This is a genomic window from Streptomyces sp. NPDC002536 (assembly GCF_053594995.1).
This window is the reverse complement of the sequence record NZ_JBSFWU010000062.1, coordinates 1-17728: the sequence shown is the minus strand read 5'-3', so window position 1 is coordinate 17728 and position 17728 is coordinate 1. Positions and strand designations below refer to the sequence as shown.

Genomic DNA, 17728 nt, shown 5'->3' with positions numbered 1-17728 from the left:
ATGGCGGGAACATGTCATGATGTTTGGGTGGTGGTCCCTCACGAGTCCCGCCCGGCCTCCTCCGGCCTGCTCGAAGCGCTCGGCCTGTCGGAGCACGAGGAGGCCGCCTACCTCTGCGCGGTGGCCGCACCGTTCTGCACGGCCGCATCGCTCGCGGACGAACTCGGCACCTCGGCCGAACGAGCGGGCCGGCTCCTGAAGTTGCTCACCGCGCGGGGCCTGCTCCACCACTGCGACGGCGACCCCGCCCGCTGGTCGGCCGCCGCCCCCGACCTGGCCGTCGAGGCACTGCTGCTGCGCCGCGAGGCGGAACTCCACCGCACCCGCGGCCGTATCGGCGAACTGATGCGCACGTACCACTCCGCCCGCCGCCCGTGCGCCACCGACCTGGTCGAGGTCCTCACCGGCACCGCCGCCATCGCCCAGCACTGGCGGTCGATGCTGGCCGGCGCCCGCCGCCGGGTGCTGCTCTTCGACAAGCCCCCGCACATCGTCCGCTCCGACCCGGGCCTCGAACGCGCCCTGCTGGGACGGGGCGTGCAGATCCGCGTGGTGTACGAGGCCGGTTCGGTCGGCGCCCCCGGCCGGCTCGCCGAGATCCGTGCGTGCGTCGGCGCGGGGGAGCAGGCCCGGGTGCTGCCCGAACTCCCCTGCAAACTGGCCGTCGTCGACGACCGGTGGGCGATGCTGCCCCTGTGCACCGGCTCCGAACTGCACGGCGCCATGCTGGTGCGCGCCTCGTCCCTGCTGGACGCGCTGACCGGCACGTTCGAGGCGTACTGGAACCGCTCCGTACGGGTCCCGGACACCCGGGCCCCGGCGGGCGGCGACCCCCGGGCGGAGCTGCTCACGCTGCTCTGCGCGGGATACACCGACGACAGCATCGCCCGCCTGCTCGGCGTCTCGCCGCGCACCGTCCAGCGCCGGGTGCGCGAGGTGATGGACGCGCTGGGTGCCCGCACCCGCTTCCAGGCGGGCATCCAGGCGGCCCGGGCGGGGCTGTTGTGACGGGGCGGGCACTCCGCCTGCTGCTACCGTGACGCCACCGCCGCCGACGGGAAGGTGCCCACTGCCGTGCTCGCGCTTCGAGGTTCCCGCAGGGCCGTGGCAACCGCCCTGGCGTGCACAGCCGTTCTCCTCGCTGCGGGTCCTGCGGCGTACGCGGCAGCGCAGGCCCCGCTCAGGGTCTGCACGACCGGCGACTACAAGCCGCTGACCTTCCGCGACGCCGAAACCGGCGAGTACGGCGGCATCGACATGGCGCGCGATCTCGCCGCGCACCTCGGCCGGAGCGCCCGGTTCGTCCCGACGACCTGGCCGACCCTGATGAACGACCTTGCAGTGCAAGGGAAGTGCGACATCGCCATGGGCGGCGTCTCCGTCACCGACGAACGCCGGGAACGGGCGGACTTCACGGACCCGTACCTGACCGACGGCAAGGTCCCGCTCGTCAGGTCGGAGGACGTGGACCGCTACCGGACGCTGGACCGGATCAACCGCAAGGACGTCCGGGTGATCGTCAACCCCGGCGGCACCAACGAGAAGTTCGTCGAGGAACACCTCCCGGACGCCACGGTCACCGTCTGGAAGGACAACGCCACCGTCTTCGACGAGATCGCCGAGGGCCGCGCGGACGTGATGATCACGGACGCGCTGGAGGCCAGGTACCAGTCCGGGCAGCACCCGGGGCTGGCGCCCGTCCACCCCGACGAGCCGTTCACGGTGGTGGAGAAGGCCTACATGCTGCCGAAGAACAGCCCGCTCACCGAACAGGCCGACGACTGGCTGACGGCAGCCGTGGCGGACGGCACCTTCCAGGCGTACTACGACAGGTGGATGCCGTCGAGCCGTACGGAACGGACCGCGGTGGCGGCGGAGAGCAGCGCCGTGGTCTCCGCGAAGAGGTAGAACGTGTGCACCAGGCCGAACCGGGTGGTGAGGAAGCCCGCCAGCACGGACGGGACGGAGAACGCCAGGTAGGCGACGACGAAGAACGCGGCAAGGGTCTCCCCGCGCCGCGCGAGCGGAGCGGCCTGGGTGATGCGGCGGCTGCTGCCCATGAACGCGAGACCGAATCCGACGCCGGTCACCGCCGACCCGGCGAAGAACAGCACCGGGCTGCCCGTGAACAGGGCACCGGCGACGGCCAGGATGCCGAGGCACAGCGCGGCGCAGCCGACCGCCGAGGCGACCCGGTCCGGGACGGAGCTCCAGCGCAGGGCCCAGGTCAGCTGGGCGGCTCCGGCGACACCCTGCATGCTCAGAATCACCAGGCCCGCGACGAAGGAGTCCGATCCGTGGAGCAACTCCTTGACCAGGCTGCCCGCGAGGCCCAGGTACAGCCCTCCGACCGCCCAGGCGACGGCCACCCCCATCGCGGCGACGAGGAACTCGCGGCGCGCCTCGGGCGGCACCCGCAGCGGCTGCAGGCGTACCACCCGTGACCACTGCCGCCCGGGCACGGCGACCGTCTCGGGGACCCACGCGCTGATCGCCGCGAGCACGACGAGCGAGACGCCGGCGACCACGAGGAAGGGGGAGCGCAGTGGCGCCGGCCCCCACTGGGCAAGCGCGCCGCTGATGGTGGCTCCCACCGCGAGGCCGCTCGGCATGGCGGCGCTGTTCACCAGCCCGGCGGTCCGGTGGTCGGCGCGGGGGTGCAGATCGGCCAGGGCCGCACCGGCCGCACCGGTGAACACCCCGGTCGCCAGCCCCTGGACCGCGCGGGCGCAGTAGAGCCACGTCACCCCGTCCGCGGCGAGGAACAGCGCGTAACTCGCGATCAGCGCGCAGAGGCTGCCCTGCAGGACCGGGCGGCGCCCGATCCGGTCGGACAGCCCGCCGACGAGCAGGAGCGCCGCCAGGACCCCGGCTGCGTAGACGGCGAAGACGGTGGTGAGCGTGGTGGCGGAGAACCCCCACCGCTCCTGGTAGGCGACGTACAAGGGCGTGGGGGTGCTGTTCGCGGCCAGGACCGCTCCGACGCCGAAGGCCACGGTCCGGAAGGGGCGTGCGGGCCGGTGGGTGTCGCCGTCGTCCCCGGTGTGCGCGGACGGTCGGTCGTCGTACGTGGTCATGCAGCCGTCCTCGCGTCCGGAGCGTCGGCGGTAGGGGCAGGTGTATCACCCAATGAACTTCCCCGGCAGCCCTCAAGTTCCCTGGCTCTGACGGGTGTTGGGGCCTTGACTGTGCAGATTGGCGCGAGTATTTGTACGTCGTCGAGCGATGGGGGCGTCCCGTTTCCGAGAATCAAGATTGCATCAGCATTGTCTTGGCTCACCCCAACTCCCTGTACCGCCAGGGAATCACGGCGCTGCTGAGCACGGATGCCGACTTCTCCGTCGTGGGGCAGGCGGGCGACGGGGACCGCTGCATCGAGACGGTGGAGCGCGAGCGGCCGGACGTCGTGCTCATCGACTGCGGCATTCCCGGCCCGCCCCTGGAAACCCTGATCGCGCTCATCGGCGCGCTGACCCCGCGCACCAGAACCATGGTCCTGCTGGCCAGACGCGACGACCCCGGCCTGCTGCGCAGACTGGTACGGCTCGGGGTGCGGGCCTTTCTGGTGCCCGACGGCGACCGCGACGAACTCCGCTCCGCCGTACGGATGGTGGTGAACAGCGGCGACCGGGTCGTCATGTCGATCCCCCGGGACATGATGCGGGGCCTCGACGAATCCGGCCGGCTGCTGTCCCGGCGCGAGGTCGAAGTGCTCCGCCTCGTGGCGAAGGGCCTGACGAACAGCGAAGTCGGAGGAACGCTCTTCATCGCCGAAGGAACAGTGAAGCGGCATCTGACCAACATCTACACGAAGCTCGGCGTGAGATCGCGGATTCAGGCCGTCAACAAGGCTTTTCTGCTGGGTGTGATGGGTGACAGAGGAGGTGTCTCGTCGCATGGCTGACGGATCCCCGGAGAACGGCCGGACAGCCTCGCTGCCATGGGCCGGGGGGTACGAGATCGTCGACCTTTCCGTGCTGGTGGCCGAGGACATGCCCTGCTACTGGCCCACGCATCAGCCGTACCAGGCGAAGGTGTGGAACTGGTACGAGAACCGGCAGGACGTCGCCTCGGCCCCGCTGTACAGCCGGGAGGGCCCGTACGCGACCCGTTGGCTCGCGCTCGACGAACACACCGGAACCCACTTCGACGCACCCTCCCACTTCATCCCGCAGGCGGACTCCGGACTGCCGTACGCGGGGGAGTGGGGCGCGGTGTCGGCGGACCGGGTCCCGCTGTCCCAGCTCAACGGCCCCGCGGCCGTCGTCGACGTCTCGGCGCTGACGGGCTCGGCCGGGGAAGCGGCCGTCAGTCCCCTGGTGACGGTGGATCACATCACCGCCTGGGAGGACGCGCACGGCGAACTGACCGCGGGCGACGTGGTGCTGTTCCGTTCCGGGTGGGACTCCCGCTACCGCCGCGGCCCGGCCGGGCAGGCGTATGCGCACGACGTCATCGTCACCGGGCGCGGCGACGCCTGGCCTGCACCTGACGTCGCCACGATCGAACTGCTTCTGGACCGCGGCGTCCGCTGCACGGGCATCGACGCCCCCAGCATCGCCCCCGTGCAGGGAAAACTGCCCGTCGAGGTGCACGTGACGGGCCTCGGCGCCGGCGCGGTCTTCGTCGAGGGGCTCGCCGGCCTGGATGCACTGCCCCCGCGCGGCGCCTGGTTCTGCTTCCTTCCCGTCAAGCTGGAAGGGGCAACGGGGGCGCCTGGTAGGGCGGTTGCCTGGGTGCCGCGGGCAGGGTGACGCGGCTGACGACTGAGCCGCCGCCGTCCGGTACATGGACGACGGCGGCGGTATCAGGTGAGCGTCAGAGGACGCGGGCGGACAGCGCCACCGGGGCCAGGCGGCCGAAGACGGCCTGACCGTCGTTGGGCTGCGCACCCGGCTGGGCGTCGGGCAGGGCCCGGATGCCGAGCGTGTGGATCAGGGCGGTCTTGTCGGTGGTCCCGGTGTTGAGGTGCGGGTTGGACGAGATGACGAGCGTCCTGCCGCCGTCCTCCAGCCGCGTGTCGAGGTTCCCCGTGACGTACGGCTGGACGTGGTAATAGCCGTACGAGGCGCTGCCGGTGAAGACGAAGCCCGTCGGCGCGGTGATGCGCTGCTCGATGGTGCCGGGGTTGACCGGCTGGTTGCCGAGCGAGCGGATCTCCAGGTTGAACGTGGTGACCTGGCCCGGTGCCGCCGCCGGCACCGATTCCTGCACCACGCGCAGTGCGGTCTCGTCCTGGGCGGTACCGGTGACCTTGCCGGAGAGCTGTACGGGCGCGTGGCGGCCGATGCTGGCCGAGCCGTTGTCGTACCGCCCGGGCACGGCGTCGGGGCGGGCCTGGACCGGGATGGTGTAGATCACCGAACCGGCGTCGCTGGTCGTGGTGTTGACGTGCGGGTTGGCCGTGATGACCAGGGTCCGGCCGCCGTCCTGGATCTGGTGGGCGAGGTGTAGCGGACGTTGAAGACGGTCCGCTGGCCCGGCGCGACCTCGGGGACGGTGTCCTGATAAATCGTCAGTGCGGTCTCGTCCGCCACGGGGGCCGGTACGACGATCGTGACGGGCAGTCGGTAGGTGTTGTCCTTCAGGTTCAGGTCGCCGCTGTACTGGATCTCCAGCGTGGACTTGTAGGTGCCGGGCGGCGTGGTGTCGGGTGCGCTGACACGGAAGACGCCGTCCAGCTCTTCGACGACCCCCGCGTCGGCGGCGTGCAACTGGGCGTACGCATCCGCAACCGCCGGGGCAACTTCCTGACCTGGTTCCAGGACTACCAGTTCTGGGTGATGGCCGCCGTCACCCAGTTCGGCCGCAACCTCACCTCGACCGTCAGCCTGGGCGGGAACGGTCAGTTCACCCGGCTCCGCGGGCACTGGACGGCCTGGGCGAACGCCCCTGGTCGTAGTCGCTGACCGAGGACCTGGACCTGGCCATCAGCCTCGCCGTGGGCGGCTGGCGGCTGCGGACCACCGCCCATGCCTCCGTGGACCAGCAGGGTGTCAGCGATCTGAGGCGGCTCGTCCGGCAGCGGACCCGCTGGTACCAGGGCCATATGACGGCGATCCGGCGGATGGGCGAGATATGGCGCGCGCCCCGGATGCGACACCTGGCCGCCCTGGAGATGTTCTCCTATCTGCTGGTGCCCTGGGTGCTGGACCTGCCCTGGTCGATCCTCTTCCAGTACTGCCTGATCTGGTTCGTCCGCAGCCCCAACGTCCTGGTCCTGCGCGGTCGGAGAGCCGGCGCCGTCAACGCCACCTGGCTGAAGTGGCCGGCCAATCTGCTGGCCTGGTACCTGCTCGCCTTCGCTCCCGCGCTCGCCACGTCCTGGACGTATCTGCGCCGGGACAAGGGAGTGGGGGTGGCGCGGGCGCTGGTGCTCGGGCGTTCCTTCGTGGTCATGAACTACATGTCGTTCGTCTGTGCTTGGAGTGCGCTTTTCCGCATGCTGCGGGGGCAGACCGGGTGGACGAAGACCACGCGGGAGGCCGAAGCGGTGGGCTGACTCCTGGGAGCTGCGGCTGCTGCCTGGGCGATCACGCAGGCAGCAGTTCAGCCAGCAGACCACGGACACGGGCTTCGATCGCATCACGGATCGGGCGGACGGCCTCCAAACCCTGCCCGGCAGGGTCCTCCAGTTTCCAGTCCACGTACTGCTTGCCGGGGAAGACGGGGCAGGCGTCGCCGCAGCCCATGGTGATCACGACGTCGGACGCCTGCACGGCCTCGGTGGTCAGCACCTTCGGAACCTCGGCGGACACGTCGATGCCGATCTCGGCCATGGCCTCCACGACGGCCGGGTTGACGGCCCGGGCGGGGGCGGAGCCGGCCGAGCGGACCTGGACGCGGCCTTGGCCGAGGCGGGTGAGGAAGGCGGCGGCCATCTGCGAGCGTCCGGCGTTGTGGACGCACACGAACAGCACCGACGGCTTCGAGGAGATGTCAGACACGGGCAGTACCTTCCGTTGGAGCGGCCGCGGTTGCGGGCGAGTGGGGGAAGCGACGGCGGGCCGCGAGGGCGACATGGACCAGGCCGATCAGGACGGGGACCTCGATGAGGGGTCCGACGACCCCGGCCAGGGCCTGCCCGGAGGAGGCGCCGAACGTCGCGATGGCGACCGCGATGGCGAGTTCGAAGTTGTTGCCCGCGGCGGTGAACGCCAGCGTCGTCGCACGCGGATAGTCCAATCCGACCGCCTTGCCCAGGGCCATCGAGCCGGTCCACATCACGGCGAAGTACACCAGCAGGGGCAGCGCGATGCGGGCCACGTCCAGGGGCTTGGAGGTGATCGCCTCGCCCTGGAGGGCGAACAGCACGACGATGGTGAACAGCAGGCCCCACAGGGCGAACGGGCCGATGCGGGGGATCAGTTCGGTCTCGTACCAGGTCCGGCCGCGGGCCTTCTCGCCCAGACGGCGCGTCAGGAACCCGGCGGCGAGCGGGATGCCGAGGAAGATCAGCACGCTGCGGGCGATTTCCCACACCGACACGTTCAACTCGGTGGCCTCCAGGCCGAGCCATCGCGGCAGGACGGAGAGATAGAACCAGCCCAGGGCGGAGAACGCGATCACCTGGAACACCGAGTTCAACGCGACGAGGACGGCGGCGGCCTCGCGGTCGCCGCAGGCCAGGTCGTTCCAGATGATGACCATGGCGATGCAGCGGGCCAGCCCCACGATGATCAGCCCGGTCCGGTATTCCGGCAGGTCCGGCAGGAACAGCCAGGCGAGAGCGAACATCACCGCCGGGCCCAGGACCCAGTTCAGGACCAGGGACGGCACCAGCAGGCGCTTGTCGCGGGTGACGGCATCAAGGCGGTCGTAGCGGACTTTGGCCAGGACCGGATACATCATCACGAGCAGGCCGAGGGCGATCGGCAGCGAGACCCCGGTGACGGTCACTTTCGCCAGCGCGTCGCCCAGACCCGGGACGAGACGCCCCAGGCCCAGGCCGGCACCCATGGCGAGAACGATCCACACGGCCAGCAACCGGTCCAGGAACGACAGTCGCCCCGCCACCGCCCCGGCGGCCGTCCCGCTCACGAGGCGGCCCCGGCGAGTTCGGCCGCCTCGTCGGGGACCTTATGTCCGGGACGGGTGAGCACGGCGGCGAGCTTGTCCGTCATGGCAGGCAGGAGCCGGTAGTACACCCACGTCCCGCGGCGCTCGGAGGCGATCAGACCGGCCTGCTTCAGCAGCTTGAGATGGTGGGAGATCGTCGGCTGGGACAGGTCGAACGCGGGCGTGAGGTCGCAGACGCAGATCTCCCCGCCCCGGCGGGAGGCGATCATCGACAGCAGCCGCAGCCGCACCGGGTCGCCCAGGGCCTTGAAGACCTTCGCCAGCTCCACGGCCTGGTCCTCGCCCAGCGGGGCGGTCAGCAAGGTCGGGCAGCACCCATCCGTGCTGTCGTCCGTGCTGTCGTTCTGGCCGAGCACCACAAGCTCTTGTTTCGACATCCTTCTATGTTGACGTTCTTCGATCCAAGGTGCAACCTTGCATTCAAGAACGTCAATGCAGCCGGTCCGGCGGCCGGACACCGACGAAAGGCACGATCATGAGCGAGCAGCGTGCCGACCTGCGGGAGACCGTCCGCCGCCGCTATGCGGCCGCCGCCGTCCAGGTCACCGAAGGCGGCACCGCCTGCTGCGGACCGCAGGCCATCGAGATCGACGATAATTTCGGCTCCGCCCTCTACGCCGCCGCCGACCGCGACGAGCTGCCCGCCGAAGCCGTCGCCGCCGCCCTCGGCTGCGGCAACCCCACCGCCGTCGCCGACCTCCGCGAAGGCGACCGCGTTCTCGACCTCGGCTCAGGCGGCGGCATCGATGTCTTCCTCTCCGCCCGCAGGGTCGGCCCCACCGGCAAGGTGTTCGGACTGGACATGACCGACGAGATGCTCGCCTTGGCACTGGCCAACGCGAAAAAGGCCGGCGCCACGAACGTCGAGTTCCTCAAGGGCGCCATCGAGGCCATCCCCCTCCCGGCGAGCTCGATCGACGTCGTGATCTCCAACTGCGTGATCAATCTGTCCACCGACAAGGCGGCCGTCTTCGCCGAGACCTACCGCGTCCTCAAGCCGGGCGGCCGCGTCGGCGTCTCTGACGTTGTCGCCGACGACACCCTCACCCCCGAGCAGCGGGCCGAGCACGGCGACTACGTCGGCTGCATCGCCGGCGCCCTGTCCTTCACCGAATATCGTCAGGGCCTCGAAGCCGCCGGGTTCACCGACATCGAGATCACTCCGACCCTCCAGGTCGCCGACGGCATGCACTCCGCCATCGTTCGCGCCACCAAGACCGAGCCCGGTTGCGGCTGCCGAAGCTGAGCGCCCCGGAGCTCATTTCCCGCGCCCGAGTGGCCCCCCACGCACCGGTTCCGGCCCGCCCGGGACCGGGGCGGGCCGGAACCGCCGCTCACTGCGCCAGGTATCCGCCGTCCACGGGCAGCACCGCCCCGGTGATGAACGAGGCCTCGTCCGAGGCGAGGAAGGCGATCGCGGCCGCGACCTCGTCCGGTTCGCCGATCCTTCCCATCGGGTGCCTGCGCTCGATCTCGGCGAGGTACGCCGCGCCGCCCGGCTCGTCCGGCAGCCGGCGCACCCGGTCGGTACGGATCGTCCCCGGCGCCACGGCGTTGACCCGGATGCCCTGCGCCGCCCATTCCACCGCGAGGTGCTTGGTGAGCCCGGTGGCCACGAACTTCGCCGGGCCGTAGGTGCTCTGGCCCGCCTGGCCGGCGACCCCGGAGATGGACGACAGGCACACGATCGCGCCGCCGCCGGCAGCGGCCATCTGCTCGATGGCGAACTTGCAGGTGAGGAACATGCCCCTGCCGTCGACCGCCATGACGTGGTCCCAGTCGTCCGCGGACGCGTCCGTGATCCTGATCAGCGGCAGGATCCCGGCGTTGGCGACGAGCACGTCCAGCCTGCCGTACGCCTCGACCGCGGCCGCGATCATCCGCTCGGCGTCCGCGGGCACCGACACGTCCCCGACCACCGTGGCCGGCTCGGCGCCCTGTGCGGCCAGGTCCGCGGCCAGTTCGCCGAGGGCCTTGCCGTCCACGTCGGTGAGGGTCAGCAGTGCGCCCTCACGGGCGAAGCGCAGGGCGGTGGCGCGTCCGATACCGCGGGCCGCTCCCGTGACGACCGCGGACTTGCCGGACAGCCGGCCGGGCCTGTGCTCGGGGGACGGAGCCGGGCTCATGGGTTCTCCGTTCGGTCGCGGGAACGCGGACGCGTGGTGATCGCGCCGATCGCCGCCGAGGAGACGACGTCGCGGTACTTGGCCATCACCCCGGCGGGACACCGGGACGGCGGTGCCTCCCATTCTTTCAGGCGCTGGGAGAGCTCGGCCGGGGAAAGGTCCACGTCGACCACCCGGCGGTCCAGGTCGATGGTCACGAGGTCGCCGTCCCGCAGGGCGGCGAGAGGCCCGCCGTCGGCGGCCTCCGGCGCCACATGACCCACCATCAGACCGAGGGTGGCCCCGGAGAACCGGCCGTCGGTGACCAGCCCCACCGAGGGCCCCAGACCCCGGCCCACCAGGGCGGCCGTGACACCGAGCATCTCCCGCATCCCCGGGCCGCCGCGCGGGCCCTCGTACCGGATCACCACCACGTCGCCCTCGGTGATGGCGCCGGACTGCACCGCGCTCATGGCCAGTTCCTCGGAGTCGAACACCACGGCGGGGCCCGTCAGGCTGCGCGTGCCGGTCCCCGTGGTCTTGAGGACGGAGCCTTCCGGCGCCAGATTGCCCCTGAGCACGACCAGCCCCGACGACGGGGCGAACGGGGCACCGGCGGGCGCGATCACCTGCTGGCCCGGCCGCTCGACGGCTTCGGCCACCTCGTCGGCGAGCGAACGTCCCGTCACCGTCAGCGCGTCCCCGGCCAGCAGCCCCGCTTCGAGGAGGCGCCGCCCGACGAGCCGGGTGCCGCCCGCGATGTCCAGGTCGACGGCGGTGTACCGGCCGCTGGGCCGCAGGTCGGCGACGAGCGGGGTGCGGGAGCTGATCGCGTCGAACTCGTCGATGTCCAGCGGGATGCCGCTCTCCGCGGCGATGGCCAGCAGGTGCAGGACGAGGTTGGACGAGCCTCCGGTGGCCGCACACGCGGTGATCGCGTTGCGGAAGGAGTCCTTGCTCAGGATCGCGCTCGGGGTGAGACCGTCCTCCACCAGGCGGGCGGCGAGCACCCCGGCGTCCCGGCAGGCATCGGACTTGCGCGGGTCGCCGGCCGGCGGATCCATCGAGCCGAACGGCGACAGACCGAGGAACTCCATGGCCATCGCCATGGTGTTGGCCGTGTAATGGCCTCCGCACGCCCCGGCGCCCGGGCAGGCGCTGCGCTCCAGTTCGGCGAGCCCCGCGTCGTCGAGCTCACCGGCCGCATGCCGGCCCACGCCCTCGAAGACGTCCTGCACGGTGACGTCCTTGCCCCGGAAACGGCCGGGAAGCGTCGTACCGGAATAGACGATGACACCGGGAATGTCGAGGCGCACATGGGCCATGGCCGCGGCCGGAATGGTCTTGTCGCAACCCACCAGCGTGACAAGCCCGTCCAGTGCATGACCCCGGCCGACGAGTTCGATGGAATCGGCGATCACCTCGCGGCTGACCAGCGAGGTGCGCATGCCCACGGTGCCCATGGTGATGACATCCGATATGGCAATGGTGTTGATTTCCAGCGGAGTTGCCTCGGCCGACCTGACCCCGTGCATGGCCGCCTCGGCCAGTACGCGGTGGTTGAGATTGCACGGCATCGTACCGATCCAGCTGTGCGCGACACCGATCATCGGCTGGGCCAGTTCCCTGCCGGACAGGCCTGTTGCACGCAGTGCCGCCCTGGCCGCCGCCCGGTCGGGGCCCGTCAGTATGTGATTGGCCCGGGAAGGACGAGATCCCGCCATCGCATCCACCTTCCGTTTCTGGGAGGGCGCTCACCCTAATCGCTCGACCGGTGCACGGAACGAGTCGGCCGGAGGGCAGAACAAAGAATCCGCTTACGTAGCAGATGCAGTGTGCCGAAGGTCGTAGCGCGTGAATGTGACGATGGTGGGATGCGGCTCCGCATGGCCCTGGGCAGAGTTGAATGACCTGATCGGGGCAGCACAGCACAGCGAAGGCGGGCTGGACTACCTATTGGGGGCGGCCAGGTGATAGTTCTCTACATCGGTGACGTCGTGGGAACGGAAGCCGCGGAGCTCCTCGTCCGCAGGATCGAGGACATGCGCCGGGCGTACGGCGTGGACCTGGTTCTGGTCAACGCGGAGAACTGCGCTCCGGACGGATTCGGTACGACCGTGGAGCAGTTGGAGCGGCTGCTCGCCGCCGGGGCCGACGTCATCTGCGGCGGAAACCACTCCTGGGACAGCCCGCAGGCCGTGGCGTCACTGGACCTGCCGCGGGTCCTGCGCCCCGCCAACGTCGAGGACGGCGTCCCGGGACGGGGCGTCCTCACCGTGGAGGCGGCCGGCACCACGGTGACCGTGGTCAACCTCGCCGACGCCTGCGCGATGCACTCCGCGAGAGGCGTGGCCGACAAGTTCTTCCCCGCCTACCGGGCCTGGAAGTCGGCAGAGAAACAGGGCGCCGTCATCGTCGACTACCACGGCGACCACGTCCTGGAGAAACAGATCTTCGCGCACGCCGTCGACGGAGAGGCGGCGGCGGTGCTCGGCAGCCACACGCACGAGCCGACCATTCCCCTGCATTTCCTGCCGGGCGGCACCGTACTGGTCACCGACGTGGGCATGACCGGCCCCGTCGGAGGAGTCCAGGGCTTCGACCCGACACACCTGGTGTGCAACCTGCGCGAACGGGGAAACCCCTTCGCCGGTGAACTGCCGGTACCCGTCGCCGGAGCACCGATCACCTTCGGCGCGGTGGTAATGAGCATCGTGGGCAACAGGACCGTCAAAGCGGAGCGACTGGACGACGCCGTGCTGACCGGCTGAGCAGGAGAGGAACCGGGATGACCAGGCCGACCGACGGAACCTTCGCCGCATCCCTCACCCCCCGCGACCCGAAACTCCCCGGACCGCCGGAGTTCGCCACCGTGGAGGAGGAACGCCGGCACCGCAGGGAACAACTCGCCATCGCCTTCCGGATCTTCGGCAAATTCGGCTACGGCGAGCACCTGGCCGGACACATCACCGTGCGGGACCCGGAACTCCACGACCACTTCTGGGTGAACCCCCTCGCACGGTCGTTCTCCCGGATCCGGGTGTCCGACCTGATTCTCGTCAACTCCGACGGATTCGTCGTCCACGGCGACGCGCCCGTGAACAAGGCGGCCTTCGCCATCCACTCCCAACTGCACCACGCGCGCCCGGACATCGTCGCAGCCGCACACAGCCACTCCCTCTACGGAAAGGCCCTCGCCGCGCTGGGACAACCCCTGCTCCCCATCACCCAGGACGCCTGCCTGTTCTTCGAGAACAACGTCGTCGTGCCCGACTTCCAGGGCATCGTGTACGACCCGGCGGAGGGCGCCCGCATCGCCAAACAGCTCGGCACCATGAGCACGGCCATCCTGGCCAACCACGGACTGCTCACCGTGGGGCGCAGCGTGGAGGAAGCGGCCACCCTCTACGTCCAGGCCGAACGCGCCGCACAGGTCCAGCTCATCGCGGCGGCGGCCGGCGAACTCCGGCCCATCGACCCCGAGGTGGCCCGGTTCACGTACCACCAGACGGGGCTGCAGGGCCAGAACTGGCGCGGATTCCTGCCGCTGCGCGAGGAGATCCTCCACGAACAGCCGGATGTTCTGCAGTGAGGTGATCGTCAGCCTTCCTGCTGCACCACCCAGTACGTGCGCACGGGCGGATGGTCGACGGGAAGGTCCGGCCGCCAGGTGCGCAGGGCCTGGGCGGAGGGCACGAACAGCGGATCCGGAAGCTCGTCCAGGGCTCTCCACTGCCGGCTGCTCACCAGGTGCGGCTCGGTCGCCGCAGGCGTCCCGTCGAAGGCCGTGACGACCGCGACGGCCGTCATGCGGTTGATCCCGCCGACCTCGTCCAGTACCAGGGCGATCGCGTCGAGGACGGTGATGTCCTCGACGAGGAATCCGGCATCGACCAGGAGGTCCTCCCACAGCGTGGGGCTGAGCGCCCACATGCGTACGGTCAGCTCCCCGCCGCCGGTCAGGCGCAGGATCTCGTCGCGGGCGGCGAGTGCATCCGACGGGCCGATGCCATGCGAGTCGGTGTGCAGCACGGAGAAGGCGAACCGGCCGCCCTCGCGGACGCGGGGCGCGAGGGCGGGGAGAAGCCGGTGCGGGTCGATGTAGGCAAGGCCGTGGACGGATTACACGACGTCGTACGTACGCGCTTGCCCGCCACGTCCCCCAGCACCTCGGTGCCGGGACCCGTACCGCCGGGCCCCCAGTCCAGAGCAGACCAGCGGCCCGCCGAACAGCAGCTGCTCCGACGGCGACCCTTCGGCCTGCTGCTTCCTTCTCTCCGCCGTCCGCCTCACGCCGCACCGCCTCCTGCCGGCCAGCCGTGCTCGGACAGCAGGTCTCCGGCACAGAACCGGCGCAGGACCGCGGCGGTGTACGGCACGCAGTCCGCCGGTGGTCGCGCGGGATCCGCCCACACCAGCGCGGAGCACTTCTCCGGCTCGCGGACGCACGGCTGGCCCGCCCACCGCTGCGCGGTGAACACCACCCCCATGCGGCCCTGCCCCTCGGGGCCGCGGTGGTGGATCACGTGGCAGAACTCCAGGTCACGGCGTGCGATCGTGACGCCGACCTCCTCGGCGACCTCGCGCAGGGCCCCCTGGGTGACGGTCTCGCCGTCCTCCAGGTGCCCGCCGGGCGGGCACAGCAACCCGGAGGCGTAGACGTGCCCGGCCCGGCGGAGCAGCAGGACCCTCCCGTCGTCGCGGACCATCAGCACCATCACGTCGACCACGAGCCGATAGCGCGGACACGTCATCACCGAGGCCTCCTCGTGACCGCCTCGGCGAGGCTCCGGAAGGGCCGTTCCTGGACGTGGTGTTCGACTCGCAAACGCACCCCCGTGGCATGTGCGAGGCGGGTGTGGCGGTGATGCACTGTGCCCCCTCATTGACAGGTCGATCGGACGAGTGCTCGGAAAAACGCGCCCGAACGGGCGAGGTCACGGCTGCCGGAGGGCGTTTTATCGCGCGGAAATTCGGGGGAGGGTCAACCGCCCTGCCATCACTGGGCGAGGTGCCGGAGACGGGCTGTGCGATTCACTCCACCGTGGCTGCTCACCCGATACGGGACTTGCGTTGCGGCCGGAAACGATCAAGTGGCCGGCTGTCGCCTGTGACTCCCGGCGCGACGGCTGCCGGCTTTGCAGACGAGGGTCGGCGGGCGCCGGGGCGGTCGGCCCGGTCCGTAGCCGCACACCGGCTGGGATGCCCGATACCTCCTGAGGTTCAATGGGGCACGTTTGCCAGGTGGTGGCGGTGTGCCCGACAAGGGGCGGGGGAGAGTGGCAGTGCGCGTTCTTGCGGGCCGGTACGAGCTGGTGGCCTTCGTGGGCCGGGGCGGTATGGGCGAGGTGTGGGAGGGCCGGGACCGGGTGATCGGCCGTCGTGTCGCGGTCAAGCTGCTGCCCCACCACCGGGACGACCCGGGCGGTGCGGAACTGTTCTTCCGCGAGGCACGGACCGCGGGCGCCCTGAACCACCGCGGCGTGGTCACCGTCCACGACATGGGCCAGGACTCCGGGGACGGCACGCTGTTCCTGGTCATGGAGTACATCGAGGGCCGGGATCTGGCAGCGGTGTTGCGCGCGGACGGTCCGCCTCCGGTACAGGCCGTGGCGGAGTGGGCGGCCCAGGCCGCGGCCGCGCTGGCCGCCGCCCACGCGGCAGGCGTGGTGCACCGGGACCTCAAGCCCGCCAACCTGATGCTCACTTCGGACGGCGAGGTCAAGGTCCTCGACTTCGGCATCGCCCGCTACATGGCGGCCAGCGACAAGTCCAGCAAGGTCATGGGCACCCTCGCCTACATGGCCCCCGAGCGCTTCGCCGAGGAGAGCGGGGACGCGCGCTCCGACCTGTACGCGTTCGGCTGTGTGCTGCACGAACTCCTCACCGGGGCCACGCCGTTCCAGGCCACCGGGCCGGTGACGATGATGACCGCCCACCTCAACAAGGCACCCGTGCCGCCGAGTCGGCTGCGGACGGACGTCCCGGCGGCGCTCGACGCCCTGGTGCTCAGGCTCCTCGCGAAGACCCCGGCAGACCGGCCGGCCTCGGCAGCCGAGGTCCACGCCGCCCTCCGCGCCCTGCCCATCGCACCCCCGGCCGTCCCCACGGTTCCGGATGCCCCCAGGAAACCGCCCGTCGCCCCGCACGACCTCCCCACCCGGACCGCGGCGACCCCGACCCCGACCCCGACCCCGCCCAGGCCGGCGCAGCCGCCGTCCGCCGCGAAGGCGGCCGAGCCCCGGTTGCCCACCCGCCGCCGCGCGTTGTGGCTCGGCCTCGGCGCGGCCGCGGTGGCCGCCACGGGAACGACCGCCGCGCTGCTCTACCGGGACGGTGACCCGGACACCAAGTCCTCGGCCGGGCAAGGCCGGGAGGCCCCTGCCGGAGGTGGGGTCTCCGCATCGCCCGCCGTACGCCCGTGGCGCTTCGACATGCACACCCCCTTGCCGTCCGTCCCGGTGCTCTCCGGTGGCACGCTCCACTTCACCGACGGACAGACGATCTACTCCTTGGACGCCCTCACCGGCAGCAAACTGGGTGCGATCCGCATGCCCAACGAGGTGAGTCAGCTGGGTGTTGCCGACGGCATCGTGTACGTCGGTGACGAGCGGGACAAACTGCACGCGGTGAACGGCAGCGACAAGTGGCAGTTCGCCGCGCAGGACAGGATCCGCAGCAGACCCGCCATCGCCGACGGCACCGTCTTCTTCAGCAGCCTCGACAAGAACGTGTACGCGGTGGACGCGGCCACCGGTGCCAGGAAGTGGAGCTTCGCCACGGGGGAGGAGATCTTCTGCTCCCCGGCGGTCGCCGACGGGACGGTCTACATCGGCGTCGACGGCGAGGGCCGGAGCCTTTATGCGCTCGACGCGAAGACCGGTGCCAAGAAGTGGGCGTACCAGGAGGGCGTCGGCTTCCCCTACCCACCGGCGGTGGGCGGCGGCCTCGTCTACTCCAGCGGCAACGACGACACCCTCTACGCCTTCGACGCCGCCACCGGCACCAAGAGATGGTCGGTGCCGTTCAAGCGCAAGGCGGGCGCCGAGTCCTGGTACCGACTCCAGCCCCCGGCTTTCGCCGACGGCACAGTCTTCGTCGGCGGCAGCGACTACGCCCTGCACGCGCTGGACGCGAGGACCGGCGCCCAGAAGTGGGACTTCGTCATCGGCGGCCCCATCCTCCCGTCGACCCCCGCCGTGGCGGACGGCAAGGTGTACGTCGCCGACCTGGCCGACTCCCTGAACGGGATCGTGTACGCCGTCGACGCGGGCTCCGGTGGCCAGCGTTGGTCCGTCAGGACCGGGGCTTCCGTGAACAGCCTGACGTGGCACAACGCCCCGGTCGCGGCCAACGGCTTCGTCTACGTGACCAACGAGAAGGGCCTGCTGGCCATCGACGCGGCTACGGGGACGCTCCCTTCCTGATCACTCGTGGGTGCGGTGCGCCCCGTAAGGGGCGCGGGGAACTGCGCGATCGGCCACCGACGGCCTGCAGCCGACGCACTACCCCAGGGTCCGGGGCGCAGCCCCGAGAACCTCGAC

At 70.8% G+C, this 17728-nt stretch carries 20 protein-coding genes; 10 read left to right on the top strand and 10 right to left on the bottom strand.

Annotated elements, in window-relative coordinates; all coding sequences use genetic code 11:
* The first annotated feature begins 27 nt into the window (after positions 1-27).
* A complete protein-coding gene (locus tag ACWD4B_RS22400) occupies positions 28-1008 on the top strand; it encodes a helix-turn-helix transcriptional regulator (protein ID WP_451422392.1) in 981 nt (326 codons plus the stop codon).
* 96 nt (positions 1009-1104) lie between these two features.
* Positions 1105-1908: a transporter substrate-binding domain-containing protein gene (locus ACWD4B_RS22395; protein WP_451422391.1), complete on the top strand. Its 804-nt coding sequence runs from the start codon at positions 1105-1107 to the stop codon at positions 1906-1908.
* Here the strand turns inward: ACWD4B_RS22395 and ACWD4B_RS22390 are convergent.
* A complete protein-coding gene (locus ACWD4B_RS22390) occupies positions 1824-3077 on the bottom strand; it encodes an MFS transporter (RefSeq protein ID WP_451422390.1) in 1254 nt (417 codons plus the stop codon). The genes ACWD4B_RS22395 and ACWD4B_RS22390 overlap by 85 nt on opposite strands.
* A 194-nt stretch (positions 3078-3271) precedes the next feature.
* Between ACWD4B_RS22390 and ACWD4B_RS22385 the strand changes: the two genes are divergently transcribed.
* Complete coding sequence (locus ACWD4B_RS22385) at positions 3272-3904, top strand: response regulator transcription factor (RefSeq protein ID WP_451422389.1); 633 nt, start codon at positions 3272-3274, stop codon at positions 3902-3904.
* Entirely contained in the window at positions 3897-4754 is an 858-nt protein-coding gene (locus ACWD4B_RS22380) for a cyclase family protein (RefSeq protein WP_451422388.1), read from the top strand. Before ACWD4B_RS22385 ends, ACWD4B_RS22380 begins: the two co-directional genes overlap by 8 nt.
* A 64-nt stretch (positions 4755-4818) precedes the next feature.
* Here ACWD4B_RS22380 and ACWD4B_RS22375 read toward each other — a convergent pair whose 3' ends face one another.
* Both ACWD4B_RS22375 and ACWD4B_RS22370 read right to left on the bottom strand, forming a co-directional pair.
* On the bottom strand, positions 4819-5361 hold the full coding sequence (locus ACWD4B_RS22375) for a hypothetical protein (RefSeq protein ID WP_451422387.1): 543 nt from the start codon (positions 5359-5361) through the stop codon (positions 4819-4821).
* Positions 5358-5714 (bottom strand): hypothetical protein, encoded by a 357-nt coding sequence (locus tag ACWD4B_RS22370; protein ID WP_451422386.1) that lies wholly within the window; start codon positions 5712-5714, stop codon positions 5358-5360. The genes ACWD4B_RS22375 and ACWD4B_RS22370 overlap by 4 nt, the downstream gene beginning before the upstream one ends.
* Here ACWD4B_RS22370 and ACWD4B_RS22365 point away from each other — a divergent pair.
* Positions 5709-5909 carry a hypothetical protein gene (locus ACWD4B_RS22365; RefSeq protein ID WP_451422385.1) on the top strand — a complete coding sequence of 67 codons (201 nt, stop codon included), beginning with the start codon at positions 5709-5711 and terminating at the stop codon, positions 5907-5909. The two genes, ACWD4B_RS22370 and ACWD4B_RS22365, sit on opposite strands and share 6 nt — an antisense overlap.
* A gap of 32 nt (positions 5910-5941) precedes the next feature.
* Positions 5942-6502 carry a hypothetical protein gene (locus ACWD4B_RS22360; protein WP_451422384.1) on the top strand — a complete coding sequence of 187 codons (561 nt, stop codon included), beginning with the start codon at positions 5942-5944 and terminating at the stop codon, positions 6500-6502.
* 31 nt (positions 6503-6533) lie between these two features.
* Here the strand turns inward: ACWD4B_RS22360 and ACWD4B_RS22355 are convergent, their stop codons facing one another.
* From ACWD4B_RS22355 to ACWD4B_RS22345, 3 genes are read right to left on the bottom strand one after another with little or no spacing between them, the layout of a single operon-like run.
* Positions 6534-6947 carry an arsenate reductase ArsC gene (locus tag ACWD4B_RS22355; RefSeq protein WP_451422383.1) on the bottom strand — a complete coding sequence of 138 codons (414 nt, stop codon included), beginning with the start codon at positions 6945-6947 and terminating at the stop codon, positions 6534-6536.
* Positions 6940-8040, bottom strand: coding sequence for an ACR3 family arsenite efflux transporter (arsB, locus tag ACWD4B_RS22350; protein WP_451422382.1), 1101 nt, complete (start codon positions 8038-8040; stop codon positions 6940-6942). Before arsB ends, ACWD4B_RS22355 begins: the two co-directional genes overlap by 8 nt.
* The gene (locus ACWD4B_RS22345; protein ID WP_451422381.1) at positions 8037-8456 is read right to left on the bottom strand and encodes an ArsR/SmtB family transcription factor; all 420 of its coding nucleotides are present in this window, start codon (positions 8454-8456) and stop codon (positions 8037-8039) included. Before ACWD4B_RS22345 ends, arsB begins: the two co-directional genes overlap by 4 nt.
* Before the next feature lie 98 nt (positions 8457-8554).
* On the opposite strand from ACWD4B_RS22345, the gene arsM reads away from it, so the two are divergent.
* Complete coding sequence (arsM, locus tag ACWD4B_RS22340; protein ID WP_451422380.1) at positions 8555-9325, top strand: arsenite methyltransferase; 771 nt, start codon at positions 8555-8557, stop codon at positions 9323-9325.
* Positions 9326-9413: 88 nt separating this feature from the next.
* Here arsM and ACWD4B_RS22335 read toward each other — a convergent pair whose 3' ends face one another.
* Both ACWD4B_RS22335 and ACWD4B_RS22330 read right to left on the bottom strand, forming a co-directional pair.
* A complete protein-coding gene (locus ACWD4B_RS22335) occupies positions 9414-10205 on the bottom strand; it encodes an SDR family NAD(P)-dependent oxidoreductase (protein ID WP_451422379.1) in 792 nt (263 codons plus the stop codon).
* Complete coding sequence (locus ACWD4B_RS22330; protein ID WP_451422378.1) at positions 10202-11908, bottom strand: dihydroxy-acid dehydratase; 1707 nt, start codon at positions 11906-11908, stop codon at positions 10202-10204. Before ACWD4B_RS22330 ends, ACWD4B_RS22335 begins: the two co-directional genes overlap by 4 nt.
* Positions 11909-12154: 246 nt before the next feature.
* Here ACWD4B_RS22330 and ACWD4B_RS22325 point away from each other — a divergent pair, with 246 nt between their 5' ends.
* Positions 12155-12955 carry a YmdB family metallophosphoesterase gene (locus tag ACWD4B_RS22325; RefSeq protein WP_451422377.1) on the top strand — a complete coding sequence of 267 codons (801 nt, stop codon included), beginning with the start codon at positions 12155-12157 and terminating at the stop codon, positions 12953-12955.
* 17 nt (positions 12956-12972) lie between these two features.
* Positions 12973-13776 (top strand): class II aldolase/adducin family protein, encoded by an 804-nt coding sequence (locus tag ACWD4B_RS22320; RefSeq protein ID WP_451422376.1) that lies wholly within the window; start codon positions 12973-12975, stop codon positions 13774-13776.
* An 8-nt stretch (positions 13777-13784) separates the two neighbouring features.
* Here ACWD4B_RS22320 and ACWD4B_RS22315 read toward each other — a convergent pair whose 3' ends face one another.
* Both ACWD4B_RS22315 and ACWD4B_RS22310 read right to left on the bottom strand, forming a co-directional pair.
* Positions 13785-14216: a DNA mismatch repair protein MutT gene (locus tag ACWD4B_RS22315; RefSeq protein WP_451422375.1), complete on the bottom strand. Its 432-nt coding sequence runs from the start codon at positions 14214-14216 to the stop codon at positions 13785-13787.
* 257 nt (positions 14217-14473) lie between these two features.
* Complete coding sequence (locus ACWD4B_RS22310) at positions 14474-14938, bottom strand: NUDIX domain-containing protein (RefSeq protein ID WP_451422410.1); 465 nt, start codon at positions 14936-14938, stop codon at positions 14474-14476.
* A 531-nt stretch (positions 14939-15469) separates the two neighbouring features.
* Between ACWD4B_RS22310 and ACWD4B_RS22305 the strand changes: the two genes are divergently transcribed.
* Positions 15470-17611, top strand: coding sequence for a protein kinase domain-containing protein (locus ACWD4B_RS22305; protein ID WP_451422374.1), 2142 nt, complete (start codon positions 15470-15472; stop codon positions 17609-17611).
* Positions 17612-17728: the final 117 nt, after the last annotated feature.

Coding starts and splice junctions, on each gene's coding strand:
- ACWD4B_RS22390 (WP_451422390.1), bottom strand. CDS start 3,077: ATGACCACGTACGACGACCGACCGTCCGCGCACACCGGGGACGACGGC.
- ACWD4B_RS22380 (WP_451422388.1), top strand. CDS start 3,897: ATGGCTGACGGATCCCCGGAGAACGGCCGGACAGCCTCGCTGCCATGG.
- ACWD4B_RS22345 (WP_451422381.1), bottom strand. CDS start 8,456: ATGTCGAAACAAGAGCTTGTGGTGCTCGGCCAGAACGACAGCACGGAC.
- arsM (WP_451422380.1), top strand. CDS start 8,555: ATGAGCGAGCAGCGTGCCGACCTGCGGGAGACCGTCCGCCGCCGCTAT.
- ACWD4B_RS22335 (WP_451422379.1), bottom strand. CDS start 10,205: ATGAGCCCGGCTCCGTCCCCCGAGCACAGGCCCGGCCGGCTGTCCGGC.
- ACWD4B_RS22330 (WP_451422378.1), bottom strand. CDS start 11,908: ATGGCGGGATCTCGTCCTTCCCGGGCCAATCACATACTGACGGGCCCC.
- ACWD4B_RS22320 (WP_451422376.1), top strand. CDS start 12,973: ATGACCAGGCCGACCGACGGAACCTTCGCCGCATCCCTCACCCCCCGC.
- ACWD4B_RS22310 (WP_451422410.1), bottom strand. CDS start 14,938: ATGACGTGTCCGCGCTATCGGCTCGTGGTCGACGTGATGGTGCTGATG.